Annotated in this window: 23 protein-coding genes and 1 tRNA gene; 16 read left to right on the top strand and 8 right to left on the bottom strand. The window is 55.3% G+C overall.

Going from position 1 to position 24,563, the window contains the following annotated elements; all coding sequences use genetic code 11:
- Position 1: 1 nt before the first annotated feature.
- Positions 2-772 (bottom strand): tRNA (cytosine(32)/uridine(32)-2'-O)-methyltransferase TrmJ, encoded by a 771-nt coding sequence (trmJ, locus tag ACI514_RS01060; protein ID WP_008084663.1) that lies wholly within the window; start codon positions 770-772, stop codon positions 2-4.
- A 145-nt stretch (positions 773-917) separates the two neighbouring features.
- Here trmJ and suhB point away from each other — a divergent pair, with 145 nt between their 5' ends.
- Positions 918-1,736, top strand: a complete 819-nt coding sequence (suhB, locus tag ACI514_RS01055; protein ID WP_016984379.1) for an inositol-phosphate phosphatase — start codon at positions 918-920, stop codon at positions 1,734-1,736.
- A gap of 250 nt (positions 1,737-1,986) precedes the next feature.
- On the opposite strand, the gene ACI514_RS01050 is transcribed toward suhB, so the two are convergent.
- From ACI514_RS01050 to queA, 6 genes are all read right to left on the bottom strand, one after another.
- Positions 1,987-2,535, bottom strand: a complete 549-nt coding sequence (locus ACI514_RS01050; RefSeq protein ID WP_007916907.1) for a glycine zipper 2TM domain-containing protein — start codon at positions 2,533-2,535, stop codon at positions 1,987-1,989.
- Between the two features lie 121 nt (positions 2,536-2,656).
- Positions 2,657-3,571 carry a protein translocase subunit SecF gene (gene secF, locus ACI514_RS01045; protein WP_007916909.1) on the bottom strand — a complete coding sequence of 305 codons (915 nt, stop codon included), beginning with the start codon at positions 3,569-3,571 and terminating at the stop codon, positions 2,657-2,659.
- A gap of 9 nt (positions 3,572-3,580) precedes the next feature.
- The gene (secD, locus tag ACI514_RS01040; protein ID WP_160059316.1) at positions 3,581-5,449 is read right to left on the bottom strand and encodes a protein translocase subunit SecD; all 1,869 of its coding nucleotides are present in this window, start codon (positions 5,447-5,449) and stop codon (positions 3,581-3,583) included.
- A gap of 64 nt (positions 5,450-5,513) precedes the next feature.
- On the bottom strand, positions 5,514-5,852 hold the full coding sequence (yajC, locus tag ACI514_RS01035; RefSeq protein ID WP_007916913.1) for a preprotein translocase subunit YajC: 339 nt from the start codon (positions 5,850-5,852) through the stop codon (positions 5,514-5,516).
- 43 nt (positions 5,853-5,895) lie between these two features.
- Complete coding sequence (gene tgt, locus ACI514_RS01030) at positions 5,896-7,011, bottom strand: tRNA guanosine(34) transglycosylase Tgt (RefSeq protein ID WP_405124184.1); 1,116 nt, start codon at positions 7,009-7,011, stop codon at positions 5,896-5,898.
- Positions 7,012-7,025: 14 nt separating this feature from the next.
- Complete coding sequence (gene queA / locus ACI514_RS01025; RefSeq protein WP_405122929.1) at positions 7,026-8,090, bottom strand: tRNA preQ1(34) S-adenosylmethionine ribosyltransferase-isomerase QueA; 1,065 nt, start codon at positions 8,088-8,090, stop codon at positions 7,026-7,028.
- 107 nt (positions 8,091-8,197) lie between these two features.
- Here queA and ACI514_RS01020 point away from each other — a divergent pair.
- From ACI514_RS01020 to ACI514_RS00960, 13 genes are all read left to right on the top strand, one after another.
- Positions 8,198-8,282: transfer RNA gene (locus ACI514_RS01020), tRNA-Leu, on the top strand.
- 164 nt (positions 8,283-8,446) lie between these two features.
- Entirely contained in the window at positions 8,447-9,688 is a 1,242-nt protein-coding gene (locus ACI514_RS01015) for an integrase arm-type DNA-binding domain-containing protein (protein WP_282354422.1), read from the top strand.
- A 280-nt stretch (positions 9,689-9,968) separates the two neighbouring features.
- Entirely contained in the window at positions 9,969-10,808 is an 840-nt protein-coding gene (locus tag ACI514_RS01010; RefSeq protein WP_405122928.1) for a hypothetical protein, read from the top strand.
- Positions 10,809-10,900: 92 nt separating this feature from the next.
- Positions 10,901-11,221, top strand: coding sequence for a helix-turn-helix transcriptional regulator (locus ACI514_RS01005; protein WP_405122927.1), 321 nt, complete (start codon positions 10,901-10,903; stop codon positions 11,219-11,221).
- Positions 11,218-11,826, top strand: coding sequence for a hypothetical protein (locus ACI514_RS01000; protein ID WP_405122926.1), 609 nt, complete (start codon positions 11,218-11,220; stop codon positions 11,824-11,826). Before ACI514_RS01005 ends, ACI514_RS01000 begins: the two co-directional genes overlap by 4 nt.
- Entirely contained in the window at positions 11,823-12,128 is a 306-nt protein-coding gene (locus ACI514_RS00995) for a hypothetical protein (RefSeq protein WP_405122925.1), read from the top strand. Before ACI514_RS01000 ends, ACI514_RS00995 begins: the two co-directional genes overlap by 4 nt.
- A 373-nt stretch (positions 12,129-12,501) precedes the next feature.
- Positions 12,502-12,660 (top strand): hypothetical protein, encoded by a 159-nt coding sequence (locus ACI514_RS00990; protein ID WP_405122924.1) that lies wholly within the window; start codon positions 12,502-12,504, stop codon positions 12,658-12,660.
- Positions 12,657-12,941 (top strand): hypothetical protein, encoded by a 285-nt coding sequence (locus ACI514_RS00985; RefSeq protein WP_405122923.1) that lies wholly within the window; start codon positions 12,657-12,659, stop codon positions 12,939-12,941. Before ACI514_RS00990 ends, ACI514_RS00985 begins: the two co-directional genes overlap by 4 nt.
- Positions 12,938-13,210, top strand: coding sequence for a DUF3077 domain-containing protein (locus tag ACI514_RS00980; protein WP_210701343.1), 273 nt, complete (start codon positions 12,938-12,940; stop codon positions 13,208-13,210). Before ACI514_RS00985 ends, ACI514_RS00980 begins: the two co-directional genes overlap by 4 nt.
- Positions 13,207-16,113, top strand: coding sequence for a DUF927 domain-containing protein (locus ACI514_RS00975; RefSeq protein WP_405122922.1), 2,907 nt, complete (start codon positions 13,207-13,209; stop codon positions 16,111-16,113). Before ACI514_RS00980 ends, ACI514_RS00975 begins: the two co-directional genes overlap by 4 nt.
- Before the next feature lie 93 nt (positions 16,114-16,206).
- Positions 16,207-17,157 carry a chromosome segregation protein SMC gene (locus ACI514_RS00970; RefSeq protein WP_405122921.1) on the top strand — a complete coding sequence of 317 codons (951 nt, stop codon included), beginning with the start codon at positions 16,207-16,209 and terminating at the stop codon, positions 17,155-17,157.
- Entirely contained in the window at positions 17,120-17,308 is a 189-nt protein-coding gene (locus ACI514_RS00965; protein ID WP_405122920.1) for a hypothetical protein, read from the top strand. Before ACI514_RS00970 ends, ACI514_RS00965 begins: the two co-directional genes overlap by 38 nt.
- A gap of 67 nt (positions 17,309-17,375) precedes the next feature.
- Positions 17,376-17,741, top strand: coding sequence for a histone-like nucleoid-structuring protein, MvaT/MvaU family (locus ACI514_RS00960; protein ID WP_405122919.1), 366 nt, complete (start codon positions 17,376-17,378; stop codon positions 17,739-17,741).
- Between the two features lie 248 nt (positions 17,742-17,989).
- Here ACI514_RS00960 and dsr1 read toward each other — a convergent pair whose 3' ends face one another.
- Positions 17,990-21,823: an anti-phage defense-associated sirtuin Dsr1 gene (dsr1, locus tag ACI514_RS00955; RefSeq protein WP_405122918.1), complete on the bottom strand. Its 3,834-nt coding sequence runs from the start codon at positions 21,821-21,823 to the stop codon at positions 17,990-17,992.
- 274 nt (positions 21,824-22,097) lie between these two features.
- On the opposite strand from dsr1, the gene ACI514_RS00950 reads away from it, so the two are divergent.
- Both ACI514_RS00950 and ACI514_RS00945 read left to right on the top strand, forming a co-directional pair.
- Positions 22,098-22,697 (top strand): hypothetical protein, encoded by a 600-nt coding sequence (locus ACI514_RS00950; RefSeq protein ID WP_405122917.1) that lies wholly within the window; start codon positions 22,098-22,100, stop codon positions 22,695-22,697.
- 936 nt (positions 22,698-23,633) lie between these two features.
- Complete coding sequence (locus tag ACI514_RS00945; RefSeq protein WP_405122916.1) at positions 23,634-24,338, top strand: hypothetical protein; 705 nt, start codon at positions 23,634-23,636, stop codon at positions 24,336-24,338.
- Positions 24,339-24,563: the final 225 nt, after the last annotated feature.

Genomic DNA, 24,563 nt, shown 5'->3' with positions numbered 1-24,563 from the left:
TTTAGTCCTTCCGCTTAAGAAGCTCACCACGGGCCGCTTTCTGGGTTTCCGTGAGGATGCCACGCAAAATATTCATTTCCGCCCGACTGACCGAGCTGCGTCCGTACAACCGGCGCAGGCGCGCCATCAGGTGCCGTGGTTTTTCCGGATCGAGGAATTCGATGGCGACCAGCGTCTGTTCCAGATGCTCATAAAAGCGCTCCAGCTCATCCATGGTCGCCAGCTCGGCGCTTTTCACCGAGGCCACTTCTTCTTTCTCGATCTTGCTCGGCTGACCTTGTGCGGCCAGCCAGGCCATACGCACTTCGTAGCTCAACACCTGCACCGCCGCGCCAAGGTTCAGCGAACTGAACTCCGGGTCGGAGGGGATGTGCACGTGAAAGTGACATCGCTGCAACTCGTCATTGGTCAGGCCGGAATCCTCACGACCGAACACCAGCGCGATCTCGGCGCCCTGCCCGGCCTCCTCGACCACTTTGGTGCCGCACTCGCGCGGATCCAACAATGGCCACGGGATACGCCGGTCACGGGCGCTGGTGCCAAGCACCAGATTGCAGCCGACCAAGGCGTCTTCCAAGGTGGCGACGACTTGCGCGTTTTCAAGGATGTCACCGGCACCGGAGGCGCGAGCATCGGCCTCGTGATGCGGAAACAGGCGCGGTTCGACCAGCACCAGTCGCGACAGACCCATGTTTTTCATGGCGCGCGCGGCCCCGCCGATATTGCCGGGGTGGCTGGTATTGACCAGGACAACACGAATGTTCTGCAGCAAGGGAGGCGCTCTCGGACACAGGAAAGGGGTGCAAATCTTACAGAACAGCCTACCGTTAAGCTATGAAAGCGAACAGCGTCCTTCACCTGAAGAAAAGTTCTGATAGAATGCGCGGCTTTCTTTAACAACCTTAGGTGACACATCCATGCAGCCCATGCTGAATATCGCGCTGCGCGCCGCCCGCAGCGCCAGTGAACTGATCTTCCGCTCCATCGAGCGCCTGGATACCATCAAGGTCGACGAAAAAGACGCCAAGGATTATGTATCCGAGGTCGATCGCGCCGCTGAACAGAAAATCATCGACGCGCTGCGCAAGGCTTACCCGAACCACTCCATCCGCGGTGAAGAGACTGGCCTGCACGCCGGTACCGGCATCGAAGGCGAAGAGTACCTGTGGATCATCGATCCACTGGACGGCACCACCAACTTCCTGCGCGGCATTCCTCACTTCGCTGTCAGCATCGCCTGCAAATACCGCGGTCGCCTGGAACACGCAGTGGTTCTGGACCCGGTTCGCCAGGAAGAATTCACCGCCAGCCGTGGTCGCGGCGCCCAACTGAACGGTCGTCGCCTGCGCGTCAGCGGTCGCACCAGCCTCGACGGCGCCCTGCTGGGTACCGGCTTCCCGTTCCGTGACGACCAGATGGACAACCTCGACAACTACCTGGGCATGTTCCGCGCTCTGGTTGGCCAGACTGCCGGCATCCGCCGCGCCGGTTCCGCCAGCCTGGACCTGGCTTATGTAGCTGCCGGTCGTTTCGATGCGTTCTGGGAATCGGGCCTGTCCGAGTGGGACATGGCTGCAGGCGCCCTGCTGATTCAAGAAGCTGGCGGCCTGGTGAGCGACTTCACCGGCGGTCACGACTTCCTTGAAAAAGGCCACATCGTTGCCGGCAACACCAAATGCTTCAAGGCAGTTCTGACGGCGATCCAGCCGCACCTGCCGGCTTCGCTGAAGCGCTAAGCTTCACGCGAAAGGAAAAAAGCATCCTTTGGGGTGCTTTTTTTATGCCTGGAATTCGTCACCCGCCACACCACGAGACCAATGTAGGAGTGAGCCTGCTCGCGATAGCGGTGTACCAGTCACCATCTGTTTTGAATGATAAATAGCTATCGCGAGCAGGCTCACCCCTACAGGGGATTTGCTGTGCTGCTTAAATGGCGGGCACAAAAAAAGCACCCCGCAGGGTGCTTCTTGTTAAAACAGTCGGCCTTTACTGAGCCGGCTCATTCTGCGACAGAATCAGCTTGCCTTCCTTGTCGACCGGAATCTGGTTGCCCGGATCACGATCCATCCGCACCTTGCCTTCCTTGCCATCGAGCGAGTAACGCACGTCGTAACCGACGACCTTGTCACTGATGTCATTGACCGTGTTGCAGCGGGTTTGCGTGGTGGTGTAGGTGTCACGCTCCTGCATGCCTTCCTGCACCTTGTTGCCCGCATAACCGCCACCGACCGCACCGGCGACCGTGGCAATCTTCTTGCCGGTGCCGCCGCCAATCTGATTACCCAGCAAACCACCTGCCAGCGCACCGACGACGGTACCGGCAATCTGATGCTGATCCTTTACCGGTGCCTGACGAGTCACTGTCACGTCCTTGCACACTTCACGTGGAGTCTTGATCTGTGTTTTAACCGGTTCAACGGCCAATACTTGCGCATACTCAGGGCCGCTTTTAACCAGGCTGTAGGTGGCAACAGCACCCCCGGCAGTCACACCGACAGCACCCAATACCGCACCAACCAGCAACGACTTGTTCACATGAACCTCCTGACCATCACATGCGGGACGCGCCCGCGCTTCTCCCAGCCTTGGAGCATAAAAAAAGGCGCGAGTTCAACTCGCGCCTTTCTTGGGCTGACAGCCGGGAAAACGATGGCCGTTATGGACGGTCGTCGACTTCCTTCTCGGTGTTGGCCGGAGGAATCAGATCCTCGGTGGTCAGGTTCAGCCAGATCAGCACCACGTTAGCGATGTAGATCGACGAGTAAGTACCCGCCAGAACACCGATAAACAGCGCGATCGAGAAGCCGAACAGGTTGTCACCGCCAAAGAACAGCAGGGCGGCGATCGCCAGCAAGGTGGAGATCGACGTCGCCATGGTGCGCAGCAGGGTCTGCGTGGTCGAGATGTTGATGTTCTCGATCAGCGTTGCCTTGCGCAGCACACGGAAGTTCTCACGAACCCGGTCGAATACCACGATGGTGTCGTTTAGCGAGTAACCGATGATCGCCAGCACCGCCGCCAGTACGGTCAGATCGAAAGTGATCTGGAAGTACGACAGGATGCCGATGGTGACGATCACGTCGTGAATCAGCGAAACAATGGCGCCGACCGCGAACTTCCACTGAAAGCGGAAAGCCAAGTAGATCAGGATACCGCCGAGCGCCAGCAGCATGCCGAGGCCGCCCTGGTCGCGCAGCTCTTCACCGACCTGCGGGCCGACGAACTCGACACGCTTGACCGTTGCCGGGTTGTCGCCGCCGACCTTCAGCAGCGCTTCCGCGACCTGATGGCCCAGTTGCGGGTCTTCACCTGGCATCCGCACCAGCAGATCGGTAGTCGCGCCGAAGCTCTGCACGATTGCTTCGTGGTAACCCGACGTAGCCAGCTGCTCACGCACCTTGGTAACGTCGGCCGGACGCTCGTAGGTCAGCTCGATGAGCGTACCGCCGGTGAAGTCCAGCCCCCAGTTCATGCCCTTGGTAGCGACACTGAACATAGCCAGCAAGGTGAGGAATACTGTGACGCCGAACGCGAAGTTGCGAACGCCCATGAAGTTGATTGTACGTAACATGGCAGCCCCTTAAATCCACAACTTCTTGAAGTCACGTCCGCCAAAGATCAGGTTGACCATTGCGCGGGTCACCATGATGGCCGTGAACATCGAGGTAAAGATCCCGAGGGACATGGTCACTGCGAAACCTTTGACCGGGCCGGTGCCCATGGCAAAGAGAATCCCGCCGACCAACAACGTTGTCAGGTTGGCGTCGAGAATCGCGGTGAATGCCCGGCCGAAGCCTTCGTTGATTGCACGCTGCACGGTCATGCCGGCGGCGATCTCTTCACGAATCCGCGAGAAGATCAGCACGTTGGCGTCGACCGCCATACCCATGGTCAATACGATACCGGCGATACCCGGCAGGGTCAGTGTTGCACCCAGCAGCGACATCAAGGCCAGCAGCAACACCATGTTCACCGCCAGCGCGACGGTGGCGATGATGCCGAAGAAGCGGTAGATGGCGATGATGAACAGCGACACGAACAGCATGCCCCACAGCGACGCATCGATACCTTTGGTGATGTTGTCAGCACCCAGGCTCGGGCCGATGGTGCGCTCTTCAGCAAAGTACATCGGTGCAGCCAGACCACCGGCGCGCAGCAGCAGCGCCAGTTCGGACGATTCGCCCTGACCGTTCAGACCAGTGATGCGGAACTGAGCACCCAGCGGCGACTGGATGGTCGCCAGGCTGATGATCTTCTTCTCTTCTTTGAACGTTTGCACCGCAACGTCTTTCTCGACGCCATCGACCACTTGCTTGGTGTAAGTGGTGATCGGACGCTGTTCGATGAAGATCACCGCCATGCTGCGACCGACGTTCGAACGAGTAGCGCGACTCATCAGCTCGCCACCATGACCATCCAGACGGATGTTCACTTCTGGTGTGCCGTGCTCGCCAAAACCAGCCTTGGCATCGGTAACCTGGTCACCGGTGATGATCAGGCCACGCTCGATCTGCGCTGGCGGACGATTGCCTTCACGGAATTCAAAGGATTCGGAGGTGGCTTTCGAAGCACCCGGCTCAGCAGCCAGACGGAACTCAAGGTTGGCCGTCTTGCCGAGAATACGCTTGGCTTCGGCAGTGTCCTGCACGCCCGGCAGCTCAACCACAATGCGGTTGGCGCCCTGACGCTGAACGATCGGTTCGGCAACACCCAGCTCGTTGACGCGGTTACGTACCGTGGTCAAGTTCTGCTTGATGGAGTATTCACGGATTTCCGCCAGCTTCGCCGGGGTCATCGCCAGACGCAGCACCGGTTGACCGTTGAGGTCGGCCGGAACAATGTCGAAATCGTTGAAGTTCTTGCGGATCAGTGCACGGGCCTGTTCGCGGGAATCTTCATCGCTGAAGCCCAACTGAATGGCACCGCCCAGTTGCGGCAGACTGCGATAGCGCAGCTTCTCTTTACGCAGCAGGCTCTTGACGTCGCCTTCGTAGACTTTCAGGCGGGCATCGAGGGCTTTGTCCATGTCCACTTCCAGCAGGAAGTGCACACCACCGGACAAGTCCAGACCCAGCTTCATCGGGTGCGCGCCCAGATTGCGCAGCCATTGCGGGGTGGTCTGTGCCAGGTTCAGCGCGACGACGTAGTCATCACCCAACGCCTTGCGCACAACGTCTTTGGCCGGCAACTGGTCTTCAGCCTTGCTCAGACGGATCAGACCGCCCTTGCCGTTGGCGGCCAGCGTGGCTGCCTTGACGTTGATCCCGGACTCCTTGAGCGCAGTGCTCACACGATCCAGATCAGCCTGATTGACTTGCAGCGCAGTGCTTGCACCGCTGACCTGAATGGCCGGGTCATCGGGGTATAGATTCGGAGCGGAATAAATCAGACCGATCGCCAGCACCGCCAGGATCAGAATGTATTTCCACAGAGGATATTTGTTCAGCATCACGCCGCCCGTTATGAACGCGGGGCGCCTTGCGCGCCCCGTCGATTGAGTAGAAGTTGTTGCTTCAGATCGCTTTCAGCGTGCCTTTTGGCAGCGTGGCGGCGATGGCGCCTTTCTGGAACTTCATTTCCACGGTGTCGGAAACTTCCAGAACCACGAAGTCATCGGCCACTTTGGTGATCTTGCCGGCGATGCCGCCAGTGGTCACAACTTCGTCACCTTTTTGCAGGCTGCTCAGCAGGTTCTTCTGCTCTTTGGCGCGCTTGGCCTGTGGACGCCAGATCATCAGGTAGAAGATGACCAGGAAGCCGACCAGGAAAATCCACTCGAAACCGCCGCCCATTGGGCCGGCAGCAGCCGGTGCAGCCGCGTCAGCCATGGCGTTAGAGATAAAAAAGCTCATTTAGCACTCCAGTTGCAAATGTTGAATCTTGGGGTCAGAAAACTCAGTCCAAAGGCGGAACGGGGAGCCCGCGTTTGGCGTAGAAGGCATCGACAAAGGCGGCCAATGTACCCTGTTGAATAGCCTCGCGCAAACCAGCCATCAGCACCTGATAATGGCGCAAGTTATGGATGGTATTGAGCATGCTTCCCAGCATTTCGCCGCACTTGTCCAGGTGATGCAGATAAGCGCGGGAGAAGTTCTGGCAGGTATAGCAATCGCAGGTCGGATCCAGCGGCGATTCATCATGGCGATGAAACGCGTTACGGATCTTCAGCACGCCGGTATCAATGAACAGATGCCCATTGCGGGCATTACGGGTTGGCATCACGCAATCGAACATGTCCACACCGCGGCGCACACCCTCAACCAGATCTTCCGGTTTGCCAACGCCCATAAGGTAACGAGGTTTGTCAGCCGGCATCATGCCCGGCAGATAATCCAATACTTTGATCATTTCGTGCTTCGGCTCACCCACCGACAGACCGCCAATGGCCAAGCCATGGAAACCGATCTTGTCGAGGCCTTCGAGCGAGCGCATGCGCAGATCCTGGTGCATGCCACCCTGAACGATGCCGAACAGCGCCGCGGTGTTTTCACCGTGGGCATTTTTCGAGCGCTGCGCCCAGCGCAGCGACAGTTCCATCGATACGCGAGCGACGTCTTCGTCAGCCGGGTACGGCGTGCATTCGTCGAAGATCATCACGATGTCGGAGCCGAGATCGCGCTGCACCTGCATCGATTCTTCCGGGCCCATGAACACTTTGGCACCGTCGACCGGAGAGGCGAAGGTCACGCCCTCCTCCTTGATCTTGCGCATCGCGCCGAGGCTGAACACCTGGAAACCACCGGAGTCAGTGAGGATCGGGCCTTTCCACTGCATGAAATCGTGCAGGTCGCCGTGTTCCTTGATCACTTGAGTGCCAGGGCGCAGCCACAGGTGGAAGGTGTTGCCGAGAATGATTTCTGCGCCGGTGGCAACGATGTCACGCGGCAACATGCCCTTGACCGTGCCGTAAGTGCCCACCGGCATGAACGCCGGGGTCTCGACGGTGCCACGCGGGAAGGTCAGGCGACCACGCCGGGCCTTGCCATCGGTGGCCAGAAGTTCAAAGGACATGCGACATTCGCGACTCATTCTGTTTCCTCTGGGCCTGTTTGTTCAGGGGCAGTCGGTGCGGGATTACGAGTGATGAACATCGCATCACCGTAGCTGAAAAAGCGGTAACCGTTGTCGACGGCAGCCTTGTAGGCGGCCATGGTTTCCGGATAACCGGCAAATGCCGAAACCAGCATCAACAGCGTCGATTCCGGCAAATGGAAATTGGTCACCAGGGCGTCGACCACATGGAACGGCCGGCCCGGGAAGATAAAGATATCGGTGTCGCCACTGAACGGCTTGAGCACGCCATCACGCGCGGCACTTTCCAGCGAACGCACGCTGGTGGTGCCTACGGCAATTACTCGACCACCGCGCGCACGGCACGCTGCGACCGCATCGACCACGTCCTGGCCGACTTCCAGCCACTCGGTGTGCATGTGGTGATCTTCAAGCTTCTCGACGCGCACCGGCTGGAACGTCCCCGCGCCCACATGCAGCGTAACGAATGTGGTCTCGACGCCCTTGTCCGCAATCGCTTCCATCAGCGACTGATCAAAATGCAGCCCCGCCGTCGGCGCCGCCACCGCACCGAGTTTCTCGGCGTACACGGTCTGATAACGCTCGCGATCCGAGCCTTCGTCCGGGCGGTCTATATAAGGAGGCAATGGCATGTGCCCGACGCGGTCGAGCAGCGGCAGCACTTCTTCAGCGAAGCCCAGCTCGAACAACGCATCGTGACGCGCGAGCATTTCTGCCTCGCCACCACCGTCGATCAGGATCTTCGAACCCGGCTTCGGCGACTTGCTGGAACGCACATGGGCCAGCACGCGATGCGTATCGAGCACCCGCTCAACGAGGATTTCCAGCTTGCCGCCGGACGCTTTCTGCCCGAACAGCCGCGCCGGAATCACCCGGGTATTGTTGAACACCATCAAATCGCCCGGGTGCAAATGCTCGAGCAAATCAGTGAATTGACGGTGTGCGAGGGCGCCGCTCGGCCCGTCAAGGGTCAGCAGGCGACTACCGCGACGCTCGGCCAAAGGGTGGCGAGCGATCAGCGAATCAGGGAGCTCGAAAGTAAAGTCAGCAACGCGCATGATGGGGTTCGTCTAGCAGGGCCGGAAAGTCTAGCGGAAATATCGAAAATTCTCTATGTACCTGATTGACCGACGGTAATCTCATCTCTATACTTCGCCGCCATTGAGCCCTGATGGCGGAATTGGTAGACGCGGCGGATTCAAAATCCGTTTTCGAAAGGAGTGGGAGTTCGAGTCTCCCTCGGGGCACCATATAGCTGTATCTGAGAGTCTCTACCAGTCTCTCAGACCCAAAGAAACCGGCCACTTGGCCGGTTTTTTTGTGTCTGTCTGTCTATCCCTGTCCATCCTTATCCGTTGTATCCCTGTATCCCTGCTTGTATCCTGAGAAAAGTACCGAACTTTGGGATACAAGGATGAAGCGCGCAGATATCAAGCGTCGGCCTCTCGCAGATACCACACTCGCTGGATTGGAGCCGGAATCAAAGGAATATAGAGAGCTGGATGGAAATGGCCTCTACTTCAGGGTCAAGCCTGATGGAGGCAAATCCTGGCAGCTCCGCTATAAACGCCCGGCGGGTAATTGGGCGTGGATGGGGCTGGGGGGTTACCCAGAAGTAAGCGGCGCGCTAGCAAGAGACAAAGCTGCCGAGCTGCGCAAAGTAGTGAGTAGTGGCGCTGATCCCCTCGAACAAAAGCGATCAGCAAAAGCGGCAATCGATGCAGCTAAAACTCGAACCTTCCGAGCGGCTGCCGACGCTTGGCTAAAAGCGAAAGAAGAAAAGGGCCTGGCCCCGTCCACCCTAAATAAGATTCGCACATACCTCGACAAGGACATTCTCCCAGCGCTCGGGGACAAACCTCTCGACGAAATCACCCGGACAGATTGCGCAGATCTGCAGGCATCCATAGAAGCGAGAGACGCTCACAACGTTGCGGAAAAGTGTCGCACCTGGATTAATCAAATCTTCGGTCGAGCTATTGGATTAGGCTTGACCGAGAACGACCCGGGAAGCCGACTTCGCGATATCGCCGCTCAAGCACCGAAAACCCAACAGCATCCTCATTTGCTGGAACCTGAACTTGGCGACTTTCTGATCGCGCTAAAACATACACCCAGCAGACTAACAGCCCGAACCGCAGCATGGCTCTGCATATGGACGGCATCGAGACCGGGAATGGTCCGCTTGGCCGAATGGAAAGAGTTCGACCTTGATAAAGCCATCTGGACGACACCGGCCGCCAAAATGAAGATGCGCAGGGATTTCGTGTGCCCACTTCCTAAGCAGGCGCTATCCGCTCTAAAAGAACTCCAATGTCTAACAGGGCGCGGTCGGTGGTTGTTTCCCGGCGTCGGAGCCAAGAACCCGACAATCAGTGAAAACACCATTAACAAAGTCTTTGCGACGGTTGGCTATAAAGGTCGCTTGGTCGGCCATGGAACTCGCCACACCGCTAGTACTTTGCTGAGGGAACACGGGTGGCCAAAAGAGCACGTAGAAGCGCAGCTAGCTCACAAAGAAGAGGGAATCTCTGGGATCTACAACAAGGCTCAATATCTCGATCACAGAGTGAAGATGATGCAATGGTATGCGGATTACCTAGATCAGTTGGCTGCTCGGAATGTCACTCACGCCCCCCTTGATGAGGTGGTATGAGCGCGTACATCCGTACCCCCTCCAAAAGCGGTGTTACAGGTGTTACGCGTGTAACGACCTATACGAAACGCCTGAATTCATTGGCTTTCACGTCAGTTACACGAATGAGCGGTCGCCCCTGCACCCGGTGTAACGCAACCCAAACGTGTAACGCCAGAACAATCCCTCGTCCGCTGCGGGCCGACCTCCAGCGCTCGCCTGAAAAGGGGCTTTCGCTGGTTACGCTTGCAAAACATAGGGCGCGGGATCAAGCGTTGCACGTTCCTGGAGATGCTGGACAATGACTCATGATCAGATCATTGCTCACTCAGCATTAACGTCTGGCCTCAGGGGCTACCTGTCAGATCAATCGCTTTACGCACTGTGCCGCGAACAACTTACTGACGTGTGTTATTTGATCGATCAGTGCTGTCTGCGTATCCAGACTGGCGGCATCGATAGCGATCTCAGCAGCATGTGCATCAAGACTACCGTGCATGAAGAAACCATTTTCCAGTACGCCTCTACCGACCACAAAGCGCGCCTTGCACACTGGGTTCGCCAATACAGCAACTGTTACGCCGCTTCAGAGCGAGAGGCGCACGCGGCCTACATCATGGCCTGCGCTGTGAAGGCACTCGGAGTCTTGGCCGATTGGATGCGCGAAGCCGATCAGAAGATCTGGTCATATGTGTCGAAGCTTCCGACCGACTGGCCGTGGGATTTCTACTGCAATTTTGTGGAGACCCAGATTGATCCCGAAGAGCGCATTGAGGCGCTCGATCAATATGCACTTTATCTGCAACCGATTACGTCACTGCCCTGCCTAATCGATGATGAGCTGACTCCCGTCGCTGATCGGGCGATCAAGACCGTCATTCGCACGAAAGGCGGCATCGTCAGCGGGATAGAGCGCGCTCAAGAAATGAGTGCACGCGACGCGGCAATCACTAAACAGGGCCACCACTACTCGGCGAGCGGTATGTCAAAGAGGGACATCACCACGAAGGTGCTTTCATGGCTGAGAACGGAGGTCGCAAAACCACCCGCACAGCGCCCAGAGTGGATCGCCCTTGAAACTGAAAAGGCGTTGTCGCGCAAAAGCGTAGAGGCGATTCTCAAGCGCAACTTCGTGGTGTAAACCTGAAATTTCAAATGGAAGTGAACTGCTCACCGCCGCTCAATCGCTAGACCATTGCTCTCGTCAGTCCAAACCAATCGAGAGCAATACCAATGACAAAGAACATCGCCCAATTCACCGCTCCAACCTTCTCGAATCTTGCCAGTCCTTTCGACTCCGCTTGCGCCGTACCCGACTTAGCCACTCCGTTTGACCCCACCACCACCCTCATCAGAATGCCGCGTCTTGAGATCGCTACGGGACTCAAGCGCTCGACTCTCTACAAGTTGATGCAGTGCCCTGAAAGTGGTTTTCCACGACCGGTCAAACTGAGCAACAGCAACGCACGTGGCGCACCGGTTGCCTGGGTATTTTCTGAAGTGCAGAGCTGGGTCAAAAGCCGTATTGAAGCGCGTGATCAGGTGGCCGCATGAAGCGCAACTACAGCCCATTCAAAGGGCCATTTCTCGACTCCTACAGCATCGGATTCTGCCTCTACCAACCTGGTGCAATCAACTGGCGACACCGCACTATCGCGGGCGTGAGCTGGAACGGCGAAGAGCAAGAAGCGTTCTTTTTCAGCCCTGACGGCCTCGTTCTCCCACTCAAAGCCAATCCTTGGGAATTGCCCGAACTGATCCGCAAAAATGCGGTGCGCAGACAATTTTCGAGCGTCCATGGCACCGGTTATTTCGCGATGAGCCATAGCCGTCTCGCTTCACTGAAAACGCGAGGCATGAACGACTGGGTCACCTACTGGCTGGTGGATCAATCGGCCGGGTACGCGAACGATCCGGCGGTATGGCAGCGCATCACGGATGAGGATCTCGCCGTGGAAAAGACCGCTACCGAGAACCTTCACAAAAGCATGCGCTTGACCTCGGATCTAACCGAGTACGTGGATGAGTGCCTGGCACAACGTCGCGATGTGATGGCCGTCGAATACCGCCGACGTTGCGCCGAAGACAGCAAGATCTTGGCTTGGCTCAAAGGCGAAACACCGCCGCCGCTGTTTGCCTTCGCGCAGGAGGCAGCATGAACCGGAAGATCGCTGATAACGCTTTGATGCATCCGTTTTCGGTGCTGCGCCAGATTGGTTTTTCGCCCCGCCTCATGCAGCGCCTCGAGCGTTACCGCAGCCAACAGGACAAGCAAGGTCGCGTGGTCAGCGTATTGAGCTGGGCCGACGGCACCTGGTGCGCCCTCTCCCTGCACTGCGAAAAAATCGGAACCGTGATTGTCGATGAGGGCCAGCAAACGCAGGCCTACGAAGACGCTTGCTCGATGCTCAGCGGTGGCTTCCTCCCCCTCCTTTGCCTGCGCTGGGAAGCCCATGCCTGAAATGAAAACGCCTCCGGGGGCGATCCGGAGGCGTTGAGGTCAATCTACATGCACAAACAATTTATGCCGCACTTGAAAAAACCGCAAGTCATCAACGCAGTTGCACTTTCCAAAAACGGACGTTACTCTTCGGCCGTCGCTGCAAACTCAGCGACCGGGCTTGGTAACCCGTTGAACAATAGGCGCAACAGCGCCCATATCTCTTTTGCAGGCGCTTTTTTTACGCCCGCAATTTCGTTTTATGGCGGCTGTGCGTGGGAGACCTTCGGGTCTGCCGGGTTCCTATTGTCCCGGTTTACCAACCTGCGCACAGCTGCCACCCATTCGCTTGGTAACGAACGTGGCAGCTCCTCAACAATAGGAGCTTCGCCAGATGCACGCCCTCAATCCGTTCAAAAATCGCGCCGCTGCACACCGTGCAATGGCTCTCGCCGCTTTACACGCCAACTCCAGCCTCGCTACACGTCTCTCCCGTTACAACGCTCACATGGCCAAAGCCCGCGCACTCGAAACCGCAGGCGGTGCCCGATGAACAACACTCTGAGTTGTGCCCTGCCGGAAGACCTGCTTTGCGTTAATCCCGCAGCAAGCGCCGGAGTGCCGATTGACGCTATCACTTGCGCCATTGATCGTGCCGACTCGGTGCTGACGTTGCTTGAAGATCACTTCGACGGAGAGTCCTCGCGCCTCGCCAATCATGTGATCGCCGCTGTCCTCTGGGACGTGCGCGGCACCCTCGGCCTGATCAAGACCCTCACCTTGCACGGCGACAACACCTCCGTTCCGGCCGCGCAGAAAGGCGGTGCGCTATGACCACCTCCACCACGCTGGGGCACGCCACCTTTACTCGCGTGAACGCCACCGACTTGAAGTTGTTCCGGGTCAATGCCGGAGTACCGGTCGAGGATGCACTGGAGATGGTTTCCCTCCTGCAGCATCACGCTAACCAGCTCAACTTCGACGCCGCCATGAGCGACAGCGGTGAGCGCTTCAGCTGGCCTGCTCTGTACCTTGGCGAGATGGCCAAAGCCCTGATCGATGACATCAACGACGCACTGTTTCTGCCGAGGGCTGACACATGAGCCAGCGCCCGAACAGCAACACAAAACGTCCGAGCTTCGCCGACGTGAAAGCCGCCGCACTGAAAGACATTGATCGTGTCCTGTCGCACTGGCTGCCCAACGGCAAGCGCGTCGATGGCGGCAAGGAATACACCGCCCCGAATCCGACCCGCAGCGATAAGCGCGCAGGTTCGCTCAAGATCAATTTAAGCAAGGGCACATGGGCCGACTTCGCTACCGGTGATAAAGGCGGTGACCTGATCGATCTGGTGCGCTATCTGGACGGCGGCACTGACGTCGAAGCCTGCAATAAACTGGCAGACCTGCTGAACGTTTCACCCGGCGCCGCCAACGCGAAGCCAGCCCCTGCCAAGGCAAAAGCGCCTGAGTGGATTGCCATTTCGCCGATCCCAGCCGAGGCCATGAACAAGTGCCCGGCCAAGCATCGGCAGCACGGCGCGCCGTCCAAGGTGTGGATCTACCGTGATGCACACGGCCAGCCTCTTATGGCGCTCTACCGCTTCGACCTCGCCCCTGACGAGGACGGCAAACCGAAGAAGGTCTTTGCACCCCTGACATGGTGTCAGCGCGCCGATGGACAAACCACCCAGTGGCGCTGGCAGGGTCTGCCCGATCCACGACCACTGCTGCGCCTTGATGAGCTCGTTCAACGCGCTGACGCACCGGTGGTTCTGTGCGAAGGCGAGAAAGCTGCCGATGCCGCCGCAGAACTAATGCCGGACCACGTGGCCACCTGCTGGCCGAACGGCTCCAACTCCTGGCACAAAGCCGACCTGACACCGCTCAAAGGTCGCGACGTGTTGTTGTGGCCAGACAATGACGTCAGCGGCACAGCCTGCATGGAAACCGTTGCCGACAAGCTGCGCAAGATCGGCGCCGCGTCGGTGCGAGTCATCGCGCTGGAGGTGTTCAAGCGCAAGCCCACGCTGAAGAACGGCGCCGCTGACTTCGCCAAAGGTGGTCAATGGGACGACGGTGACGATGCCGCCGATGCCCTTGCCAAAGGCTGGACAGCGCCCCACTTCACCAAGCTGGAAATCAGCGGTGAACTGTTCGGTTTGGTTGTGGAAAAGTCGGAGCCTGAGCAGGCCAAGGCTAATCCGGAACCGAAGGCAAAAGCACCAGCTAAGCGTCCAGCGAAACCAAAGAATGACCTGATGCCCGGTGGTTTTCGCCTCACGTCCGAAGGGGTCTTTTATGCGGGTGACGACGGCGAAGCGCGGCCAGTGTGTTCGCCTCTGGAAATCCTTGCCCGCACTCGCGACGACAAAGGCCAGAACTGGGGCCTGCTGGTCGAGTTCGACGATCCCGACGGCGCCAAAAAACGCTGGAACATTCCGGCGCGCACCATGACAGGCGACTTCGGCAAGGACGTACTTGGACCATTGGTAGACATGGGGCTGCGTCTGGCCGGTAGTCGGTCCGGACGCAATGCACGCAACGACCTGCAAAGTTACCTCGGCGGCTTCGACAGCGCGCAACGGGCACGACTGGTCACGCGTTTGGGTTGGCACGAAAGCGCCTTTCTTCTGCCCGAGCAGCAGGTCGGCGCACACAGCGAACACCTGCACTTCTACGAAGCCGGCTCTCAGCTTCCGCCGATCAGCGAAGCGGGTACGCTCGAGCAATGGCAAGAGCAGATAGGCGCACTGTGCGTTGGCAATCATCGCTTGGCGTTCGTCGTCGGCGTGGCCTTTGCTGGCCCGCTGCTGCACATGCTGGGCCATGAATCCGGTGGCTTTCACTTGTACGGCGACAGCTCCGGCGGCAAGACCACGCACCTGCAAGTTGCCGCCTCGATCTACGGCGGCCCGCGTCTGGTGCGTTCGTGGCGCTCCACCGACAACGCGCTGGAATCCATCGCAGCCGCGCATTCCGACGGCCTTTTGGTGTTGGATGAAATCGGCATGTGCGATCCACGCATCATCGGCGAGACGGTTTACATGCTCGGTAACGGCACCGGCAAGGCACGCGCCAATGACCGAGGCCAAGCAGGCCGACAGGTACAAGAGTGGCGTTTGTTGTTTCTCTCCACTGGCGAGAAGACACTGGCCCAGCACATGGCAGAAGCCAACAAGGAGCTGAAAGCGGGTATGGAGGTGCGCATGCTCGCGGTCCCGGCCGATGCGAGCAAAGGCCTCGGCATGTTCGACACGCTCAACGGCTTTGAAGATGCGGCGGCACTCGCCGACGCGCTCAAGGCTCGGGTAGCGAAGTATTACGGCACACCGCTTACCGCCTTTCTCACGGCGCTGTGCGAACCGGGCAAGCGCCACGGTTGGTCCGCCATCCTGCGCCGCACGCTTGAAGGGTTTATCACCCAGTCGCTACCGGCCTCGGCCAGCGGACAGGCACACCGTGCAGCCGCTCGCTTCGGCCTCGCGGCCGCAGCGGGTGAGCTGGCCACCGCGATGGGGATCACCGGCTGGCCGGACGGGACAGCCACCACCGCCGCTCGCGTGTGCCTGAACGCATGGATGAATGAGCGTGGCGGTGCCGGTAACTTCGAGGGCGATGCGATCTTGGCGCGGCTGCGCCAGGTCATCGAGCGCTTCGGCGAAAGCAGGTTCACCCGCTGGGAATCGGCAGCGGCAAAGATCGACGAACACGGCCCGCGCACCATCGACCGTCTCGGTTTTCGCAAAACGCTGGAGCACGGCTTGGGCGACTCGTTGCACACCACCAACACCTATTACGTGTTGCCCGAAGCATGGCGCTCGGAGATCTTCCGGGGCATGAACATCAACGCCGTGAACAAGGAGCTGCTACAGCGCGGCGTTCTTGAGCCGGGAGGTGATGGCAAGGCATCCAGTTCGATCCGGTTGCCCGGTCTAGGCACGCAACGCTGCTACGTCGTGAAGACGATTCCGGGAATGGATGAGAGCGAGGCTCGGGCTGCCTGAGGGCATCTCTGCTGATTGAGGTAGCGCCGGCTTATTCCCGGCCTCGCCAGCCACTCAACCAACCCCCAATCGAATTGAACAGAGACTAAACAGATGAACGAGCTTCAAGACCTGAAAGACCAACGCGACCAATTGCGCAACGAGGCTGAAATGCTGCATGCCGAAATGCTGCCACTCGAAACGGTGCTGGAAAGCGACGACGCCATCGAACCGGATCGCAAGCGCGAACTGCGGGACAAGTACAACGAATTGAAAGGCAAATTCGACTCGCGCAATCTCAATGCCGATCTGTTGGACCGGCGAATCAATCGCCGAGAAAACCTCGCCAATTGCGATTCCCTGATGGCGGGTTACATCGAGGCTATGAATAACTGGAAGGCTGATGAGCTGGAGCTTCACGAAAAGCGCAACAGCCTGAGTACCCGCCTGGAACAGATCCAACAACAGGCGGTAGAGGATATGGCCAAAGCCCGTCAGGCCGAAACGGACGCTGCCACTGCGTACGCGCAGGCCGTTGCGTGGGGTGACACCGAAGGCGAGAAGACTGCCAACGCCGATGCACAAAAGGCCGCGAAGAACCTGACAACCGCCGCCGAACATAACCGTCGGCAACTCTTGATCATAGCCGCGTTGGAGCAGGAGTTGCTCACCGTAGATAAATACATCTCAGAAGCACAGGTAAAGCATAAAGACATTGAGCGCACCGCTCTGTTGCTTTCGCACACGGTACTCGAAGAGAAATGGAATGAGGCCGCTAAAGCGTTGTTCGAGGTGGGCGGAAAGCTATGGGCGAGTTACAACCTGCTTGGCCGAGACCAGATCGGGCTGATGAAGCTTGCCGTTCCTGAACAAGGTGAAAACTTTGGGAAGTGGACGTGGGAAGAGCTGTCAGGTCGCTCACGCCAATACCGCGCGCGGGACTTAATCCAGGTCGACAGCCTGCCGGTGCAGCAGCAGCAGCAGCCCGAAGATATGAGCAATCTGGAACAACGCAAGGATGAACGTAATGAACAAACCGATACAGAACAGTGCCAGTTGGTCTGACACGCTCAAAACTCGAAAGGCTCATCTCAATGCGCTGCTGAAGACCATCAACGCAGGGCCGGGCAAAACCAGTCCGATACAAACGCTGACTATCAACGCGATTAAATCGGAAATGGCGCATATTGAAAGCCAACTGAGTCGCCGTAAATAGTGCTGAACTTGAAACCATCGTTACTATCCAAATGAGCAAGCATCACCTCACTAACAAGGGAAACAACATGTCCAAACTCGCAGAATACCGTCAGCTCGAAAAACACCTCGCCGAGCAGCTCCAGGCACTGGAAGCACTGAAAGGTGATGACGGACTTAAGAAAGAAATCGAGTTCGAAACGAAGCTGCGTAAGCTGCTTGAACACTATGGTTTCAGCTTGAAGCACATCATTAACCTGCTTGATCCGCAAACGAATGCGCGGCGCCAATCTGCGGCTCCGGCCACCAGCACACGCAAACCACGCGAACTCAAGGTCTATAAAAACCCGAATACCGGTGAAGTGATCGAAACCAAAGGTGGGAACCACAAAGCTTTAAAAGAGTGGAAAGGAAAGCATGGCGCTGACGTCGTCGAGGGATGGCTGAAGAAGTAAAAACAGCTTCACCTGAAAAAGGGCCCAGTCGGGGCCCTTTTTGCTGCTGGCCTCCAGCCCACAAAATCATCGGACATCCCTGAGCAGGAGTGACGAAAGAGCTGAACAATCATGAGTTTTTCACAGCCAAATTTGAGAGCCGCTTTCGGCCATACGCGATATTCGCAAGTGACCGCTAACGGCCATTCGCGAATAATCAAAAAGTATCCCACCGAGTTCCGGATTCAGGCGTCGATGAGTATCAGAAATCATCCCCTTTGGCGGCGAAAGATTTCATGTAAGCGTCGATAACACTGGTCTGAGCGTAATGATTCATCGGAGTTTACAATTTGATCCAAGCAAGCGCCTAATTCCAATGGAGGCCAAGATTCACTATCGATCACTAACCCCAAAATGCTCAAGGCAGAGTCTGGGAATGTTGAGCAAAGCCCCGACTCCGAAAGCTTCTTTATCAAGTAGTGTGCGTGAGGCAAAGGACGTAACCAATCCCGTACGGCCGCCAATGCTGCCGGGAACTCCGTCCCCGCAGCCAAGCTCATTCGCGCAAGTGATCCAGCTATAGCTAAAGTTGCTAAGTCCCTTGATTTTGGCCAAATCCCCTGCCAAAAGGGCTGGATTCTGTTCTTCCAATAGTCCTCTCGCTGATTACCCGCTCCCTCTAGCGCTTGATACAATGCTTGGGCGGACTGTTCAAGTCCAGAAACAGGTAGTTCTGCTATAGCAGATCGAAATTCTGTTTTTGTGTATCCCTCTATCGGCCCGAGTGCGGCATAAGTTAAAAATATCGCAAATTGCTGAGCATGTGACTCTAGAGAGCTGTAGTGTTTCGCCGTGTCGAGAAAATATGGCTTGATTGCTATTAATAAATTTTGATGAAGACGTGGCGACCATAGAAACCCCTCCCATGTACCTTTTGCTTCATCTGGGTAACGTTCCCAATCTAGAAACGGGATAAGGTAGATTTCAGTCCAAGAACGATCGACTCGGAAAAGAGCGATTAGATTAGCCGCCAAGATAACCCTGGCATGGCGGCATTGATGACTTTTGGGATTGCAAAGTTCACTAAATATTGGCAAAAGGTCGAGCGGCAGATTGTCATTATCTCCAGGCTGACGCTTAAACCAAATGTTTATGATAATTTGCGCGACATTTCCCAGTGGATTATTAATGGCCTCGACGACCGATTCGTGGTTATGCCCTTCGGCTTGGTCTTTGTTTGCTTCCGAAGTATTAAATATCTCTATCAGGCGATTACACAGAACTATTAATACCCGGTCATCCCGGATGTTTGTTTTAGAAACGGCGTCTAGCCATCGACACAACGGTATCGCAACTTCTTTTAAGATATTGCCAGGCATACGAGAAACTAAAACGGCACCATGATGCCAAGACCTTGATACTTTCCGGCCTTCACTCCAGACTTGAAAAGCCTCTCGCCATCGTTGAACAGGCCAGAAATCTTCCGCAGCCAAATCTTCCAGCGAAAATAATGCATTAAGAAGATGTTTACTACATACCTCACGCCAAGTATCTTCGCCACGGGTACGGTCTGCGGCAGGTTTTTGTCTCAACCAAATTACTAGCTCTTTACGCTTAACCGGAGCTATGTCTACTTCCCTACTGAACTCATAGTCTGGATCTCCAGTTCCACTCATCCAATGAGAAAACTCGTCCCGCTCATGCGGTGCTATCCTCCATTCCACATTAGCGGAACAAAGATCATTTAGTCGTTTTTTTGCAACCTTGCTCAAAGCCAAACCTGATTCTTTAAGCTTAGAAAGATATAGCCAGACGCACTCATCAACTACCTCACCCCAGCTAACAGCGCTTAACTCACTTCTAAACATTAAGCGAGGCGGACCGGATAAAATAATATTTTCCAGAATTGTTCTCTCGGATCGATTAAGCTGTTTAGCTTGCAGCACCAAAAGCCTAAGAGACTCGCGCTTAGTCTGCTCGCTCCACAACCAGTACCCCTCATCTCTACTCAACCAGCTTATCCATACGCTTGGGGGAATTGCTGTACTGTTACTTGCGGCAAAGAGAGCTAAGCGTTTAAACGTGGGATATGGTAACTCAAACCATAGTAGAGCAAGCTTTGCAGCAGCCGACTTATCAGCATTACTTACCGCAATCCAGGAGTCCCGCAACAGTTCTATAACTACAGTCCATTCATGGTGATTTCGATTCTGCCAATGAGGAGTGATCGAAGGCATATCCCAATGTGATCGATCGTATTGCTCACTGGCCTCTCCCAACTCAGAATATAAATCCAACGTATCGCGAAGATTTTGTTGAAGGTCATAAAACAAAAGCGGCAAGCTTGTCATCCATTGCTCACTAGCCAGATCACCAAGCGTTGATTGAACATGATCGCTAACTAGAACCACTTCACAACTAACCAAATCTGTTAGGCGAACTTCCTCGGAATTCAACTCAAGATCCTCTTCCGAATCCCATCGCCATGATTTTCGTATTGCCAAGCGAGGAGCAAGCAATTTTCTGAGTTCGATCCGTGCTGTTGCAGTTAGCCCATCGCGCTTTAAGCGGTCAACCCATAAATATAGATCTAGCTGGTGTTGTGATCCCTTCACCCAGCCGCCTAGGATTAAACGCCACAAAACACGCATGACAGGACGAGGTATGGCTTTCGGCGCACCGCTACGGATCTCATCCAGCTCAACCATTTTCCTTTCACGTTCAAGGCGTGCAATCAGGCCTAGCTGATCTTCAACTAGACTAACCATTTGGGAGTGCAGCTGCCCACCTTGCTGAGCAATCCAAATCACTAAAACAGGATCATCTAAGTGCCTGACCAGCCATCTTCCTAGCTGAAACATGACAGGATCAAGCCGCAAACTTTCAGACCCACCAGTCGCGAAAGTCATTAATGGCGCAAGTGTATAAGGAGTCGGGCGAGCGACAATACTAAATTTTAGCTTTTCGTCAGGCTTATCATTAGGAGATACTCCAAATTGCTTAAGGTCTTTATATTTGAAATTCGCTGGAGAATATGCATCCAGAAGCCAATCAAGAGAAGGTACGGGATTGAATTCTGCGAACTGTCGAGCTGGCAATCCCGACATATCTGATAGCGCCCAAAGCATCCGACCTACAAAATTATCTTCACGAGTGCTTGCGGAAGGTCGTGCGAGAGCGTGACTAACTATTATTCGTTCCTTGCCTGTCACACCATCTCGGTAAGTATTACCCCAAGCATGTAACGTTTCGTGTAGTGCTGAATGATCGAATGAATCGGTGGGCACCTCGTAAAGTATTGGGGAAACACCCTTGGATTCCCATTCAATGGTCTTTTCATTTTCCCTACCGGGATTGTAGTCTGCGAACGCCCACGCGGTGGGAGTCGCTTCACCCAACATTCGATCCGCCGCAAGCGCATCCATCATGTATCGCAATACCGGGTCGTTAATACTGTAACCTACAAAACACACTACATAGTTTCGAAAAAGTTCACTAACAAAGCGTGCAGCCCATCGCTCGGTCAAATAGGCAAGTCCGAAATCACCGCTGGTGACCACTAGCCTATTTAAGGCAGCTGTATCGGCTCGTTTAGGTAGGACTCCATGTAGATAAACAAGTCCGTCCCAACGACTTGATTTTGGAATTGGCAACATTGGTGCCGAATGCTCAATGAATTTCTGGTTGCTTCTTTTGCCTGCTGCATCAAAAATCCTATCGAAGTTTGTAGTAACAAGCCGCAAAACACCTTGACGGTTTCTCGCCAGTCGCAGCAGAGCCTCATGAGTCCGGGTCGCTCCTCTAAGGCGAAGATTTGGCTTCAGAGACTGCGCCAAAGCCTCTCTTAAAGCCAATCGCTGTCCGGGGAGACGCCGCTCTAGTAAATCTAAAGTGGCATCAAACTGCTTTTTTTGGAAAGCAAGTTTTTCTATATCCGAAAATGATGTTCCTGTATTTTCGTATATTTTAGTTACCAGCCCATCAAAACCAGGCAGGTCTGCTGGATAAGAGATACCTGCACCGCAGAAAAAAACTACTCGCCCTTCTTCATGAGCTTGGAGTAATTCGCTTGGGATCTCTGGCCCATTGATGACAAATTGCATTCGATTCCCTCCGAGAGCTGTTTAATGGATTCTACATACCATAAACTCGGCCATAATTGCCAATTATGTTTTAAACACCTAAGCCTATAAAAAATTTACACCTTGATAGATATTTAATAGAGTCATTAAGAATGGATCGGATCAGTATCGTAATTTAGAGTAACAGAGAGATTCTGTTGAAGTGAGCTGGCGGTCGAAACACCTGAGTCCGTAAGAATTTTGCGCATCCGCAGCCCTAGCCACCCGCTAACTTAGACATCGTGAGGTCGACAACATGGAAGCTAAAAGCTCGATGATCGGATCAGCCGAAGAAGAGACTCACAAGATTATTCGCCAGCTGGAGGCGGCGGAAGGCACTCCTGAGTTGTCACGACTCCTATTGGGCATAGATAAAAAGGATTTCGCCCTAATCGGCGAGCTTATCCAAATGTACTGCATGGCAGACGTATTGTGCCGTGGGCTCATCGCCATGCTTCAAGACCGTCGGCTTGGTGCTTCAACCAATTCGGCATATTCGCTGAATGATGCTGACGTCTTGATCCACACAAAAATAGAAGCTCGTGGAACCACCCTGAATATTGACAAGACAGGCATCATCACCGCGGTGGAGGCGCTTGAGATTCACAGAGTGTTCCGAAACACATTCTCCCACTGGGTCGTTAAACGGCACTCAAATGGGAAGCATTTGGTTGCCCTCTCGAAAAGCGCGCCTGATGCAAAAAGACGCGATGGTATTACGCTGGAAGGGGGCAAGGCGAAGCTGATGGTTTTTCAGATCGACCTACTGATGGCTGAGTTGACTAAAATCAAGGATCACTGCCGGTTCTTGTCGCAACTGCACGCTTATCTGGAGGGTGCCTCTGCCACTTTATGACGAGGTCGGATTAGTAGAGCTGAGTATTCTCAGGTATTACGTTCAGAAGTAGGTATCAGCAACACATCTTGATAGTCCAAACCATATGGACGATCAATTCCGATTACTTTAAGCCGAATTGGTCGCCCCATCGTGGAGCGAGGTAACCAAGCAGGATCAATGTCTGCTATGGCTCTAATGGTCTTAGATGAACCGATCTGTCCGCCGGACAGTACGACCTGTTTGATTCAGCAGAACGACCGAAACGTTACACCTTTCGTAGGTGCTACACCTCATACCTTCGAAGATATCAGCCCGTGTAACGCGAAATTTATTCAATAAAATCAACAGGTTGGTTGATCATGCTACACCTGTAACACCAGCTACACGCTTTTTCCCATGCCTACCCCACCCCCCATCAGCAATAAGTTCCACCAGCGGAGAAATTCCAGCGGGAGCAGGGGGCCCCTGAGGATAAGAGACATATACGGGGTCGGAAACCCGCGGGACTTTGTTAGCGGACAGGTACCCAGCTTAGTGAACAGGTGAACCGGGTGAACACACAGTTCACCAGTGCAGTTGCACAGATGTTGGGAGGTCGCCGGGTACCCTGAGCGTTTCTGAATGACACGGGGCACAAAATCCGCGGGATCTTGGTAGTGGCTGTTTTTTTTACATTGGTTGACAGGTTGACTCGGTTGACGGCCCGAGGTGTCCAAAATCATCAACACAAAAGGCCATCGTTACCGGTGCGGTAACGATGGCCTTTTTTCAGCAGAATTCTTTCGATTTCAATGACTGAAATTTCAGTAACTTTGAAATCCTTCCACTAACGCAGTCCCGCGGGTTTCCGACCCCGTGTGCAACGTTATCCTCCAGGGGCCCCGGCAGATATTTGGGATCTGTCATCATCAACAGGCAATATGGATAACACATCACACCGCAAGGATTTGCCACATGCCTAAATGGGATCTGAATCAACTGAGGGCAGCGGTTGAAAGCCGTCATGGACGCGATCAACGCAAAGCGATATCGCCCTCAGTTGACTCAATTGAGCAGCGAAGAAACTTTGCCAGTTACCACTATCACGAAGCCCTTCGCGTAATGAGGGAAGCCACAAGCGCACATGATGGTGACCTGGCAATCATGCTCCTCATTATGGGGGCGGATGCAGATGCAAGCAGCGAGTTCAGGTGGGCGAGTTTTCAAGCTGCTGCTCACGTCACCGCCTGTGTTCAGAGCATGCACAGCGTTGCCGATATCCTTGCCCACACCCTGTACTACGCATACGGCATGAATCTAGATCAGGGAAAAGCTCTGGACGCACATCGTATTGGGATCCGGAGCGTCTCCCAACGGCTGCCAGAAGGGACGGTCAAGGAGCAACTAAAAAAGCTGGTTGAACACGAGTCTTTCGTCTACCTGTCGGCACTAACAAATCACTCGAAGCACCGCAGCATCGTCACTACCCCCTACTCACTGGATCTCACGGGCGAAGCCGCCTTATCACATGGTTTGAAGTTTTCTGCTTTTGAGTATGACGGTGAAAATTTTACCGAGCGGTGGGTTCGGCCTACGTTAGAGGCCGAATACACCCGACAAGCGCGTTTGATCATAAGTCTTGGACAGGCACTGAATGCCGCCTTGATTGCGGATACTTAACAAGCGTCGTCGCCTGCATATCCCCTAGCAATCCAGTGGAATGATGCTGGGTAGAGCTTGAAGAAAGGTTTGAATGGTGCTGTCGAGACGATTCATACTAGGGCAGCAAACGTGATCATGTATCCCTGCATGTATCCCGAAACAGCAAACCTCTCTGGAGGCCTTGAGTTTACTGGAACACTACAGTCTCCCTCGGGCACCAAAATTAAGAAAGGTCTTGCTTAG

The organism is Pseudomonas sp. M20, from assembly GCF_045037865.1.
Lineage (GTDB): Bacteria > Pseudomonadota > Gammaproteobacteria > Pseudomonadales > Pseudomonadaceae > Aquipseudomonas.
Note: the sequence above shows the minus strand (reverse complement) of the source record. Positions and strands in the feature narration are given on the sequence as shown.

Bases quoted from the DNA above. Each gene is read 5' to 3' on its own strand.
- suhB (WP_016984379.1), top strand. From the start codon at position 918: ATGCAGCCCATGCTGAATATCGCGCTGCGCGCCGCCCGCAGCGCCAGT.
- secF (WP_007916909.1), bottom strand. From the start codon at position 3,571: ATGTTACGTACAATCAACTTCATGGGCGTTCGCAACTTCGCGTTCGGC.
- secD (WP_160059316.1), bottom strand. From the start codon at position 5,449: ATGCTGAACAAATATCCTCTGTGGAAATACATTCTGATCCTGGCGGTG.
- yajC (WP_007916913.1), bottom strand. From the start codon at position 5,852: ATGAGCTTTTTTATCTCTAACGCCATGGCTGACGCGGCTGCACCGGCT.
- tgt (WP_405124184.1), bottom strand. From the start codon at position 7,011: ATGTCCTTTGAACTTCTGGCCACCGATGGCAAGGCCCGGCGTGGTCGC.
- queA (WP_405122929.1), bottom strand. From the start codon at position 8,090: ATGCGCGTTGCTGACTTTACTTTCGAGCTCCCTGATTCGCTGATCGCT.
- ACI514_RS01015 (WP_282354422.1), top strand. From the start codon at position 8,447: ATGAAGCGCGCAGATATCAAGCGTCGGCCTCTCGCAGATACCACACTC.
- ACI514_RS01010 (WP_405122928.1), top strand. From the start codon at position 9,969: ATGACTCATGATCAGATCATTGCTCACTCAGCATTAACGTCTGGCCTC.
- ACI514_RS01005 (WP_405122927.1), top strand. From the start codon at position 10,901: ATGACAAAGAACATCGCCCAATTCACCGCTCCAACCTTCTCGAATCTT.
- ACI514_RS01000 (WP_405122926.1), top strand. From the start codon at position 11,218: ATGAAGCGCAACTACAGCCCATTCAAAGGGCCATTTCTCGACTCCTAC.
- ACI514_RS00995 (WP_405122925.1), top strand. From the start codon at position 11,823: ATGAACCGGAAGATCGCTGATAACGCTTTGATGCATCCGTTTTCGGTG.
- ACI514_RS00990 (WP_405122924.1), top strand. From the start codon at position 12,502: ATGCACGCCCTCAATCCGTTCAAAAATCGCGCCGCTGCACACCGTGCA.
- ACI514_RS00985 (WP_405122923.1), top strand. From the start codon at position 12,657: ATGAACAACACTCTGAGTTGTGCCCTGCCGGAAGACCTGCTTTGCGTT.
- ACI514_RS00980 (WP_210701343.1), top strand. From the start codon at position 12,938: ATGACCACCTCCACCACGCTGGGGCACGCCACCTTTACTCGCGTGAAC.
- ACI514_RS00975 (WP_405122922.1), top strand. From the start codon at position 13,207: ATGAGCCAGCGCCCGAACAGCAACACAAAACGTCCGAGCTTCGCCGAC.
- ACI514_RS00970 (WP_405122921.1), top strand. From the start codon at position 16,207: ATGAACGAGCTTCAAGACCTGAAAGACCAACGCGACCAATTGCGCAAC.
- ACI514_RS00965 (WP_405122920.1), top strand. From the start codon at position 17,120: ATGAACAAACCGATACAGAACAGTGCCAGTTGGTCTGACACGCTCAAA.
- ACI514_RS00960 (WP_405122919.1), top strand. From the start codon at position 17,376: ATGTCCAAACTCGCAGAATACCGTCAGCTCGAAAAACACCTCGCCGAG.
- dsr1 (WP_405122918.1), bottom strand. From the start codon at position 21,823: ATGCAATTTGTCATCAATGGGCCAGAGATCCCAAGCGAATTACTCCAA.
- ACI514_RS00950 (WP_405122917.1), top strand. From the start codon at position 22,098: ATGGAAGCTAAAAGCTCGATGATCGGATCAGCCGAAGAAGAGACTCAC.
- ACI514_RS00945 (WP_405122916.1), top strand. From the start codon at position 23,634: ATGCCTAAATGGGATCTGAATCAACTGAGGGCAGCGGTTGAAAGCCGT.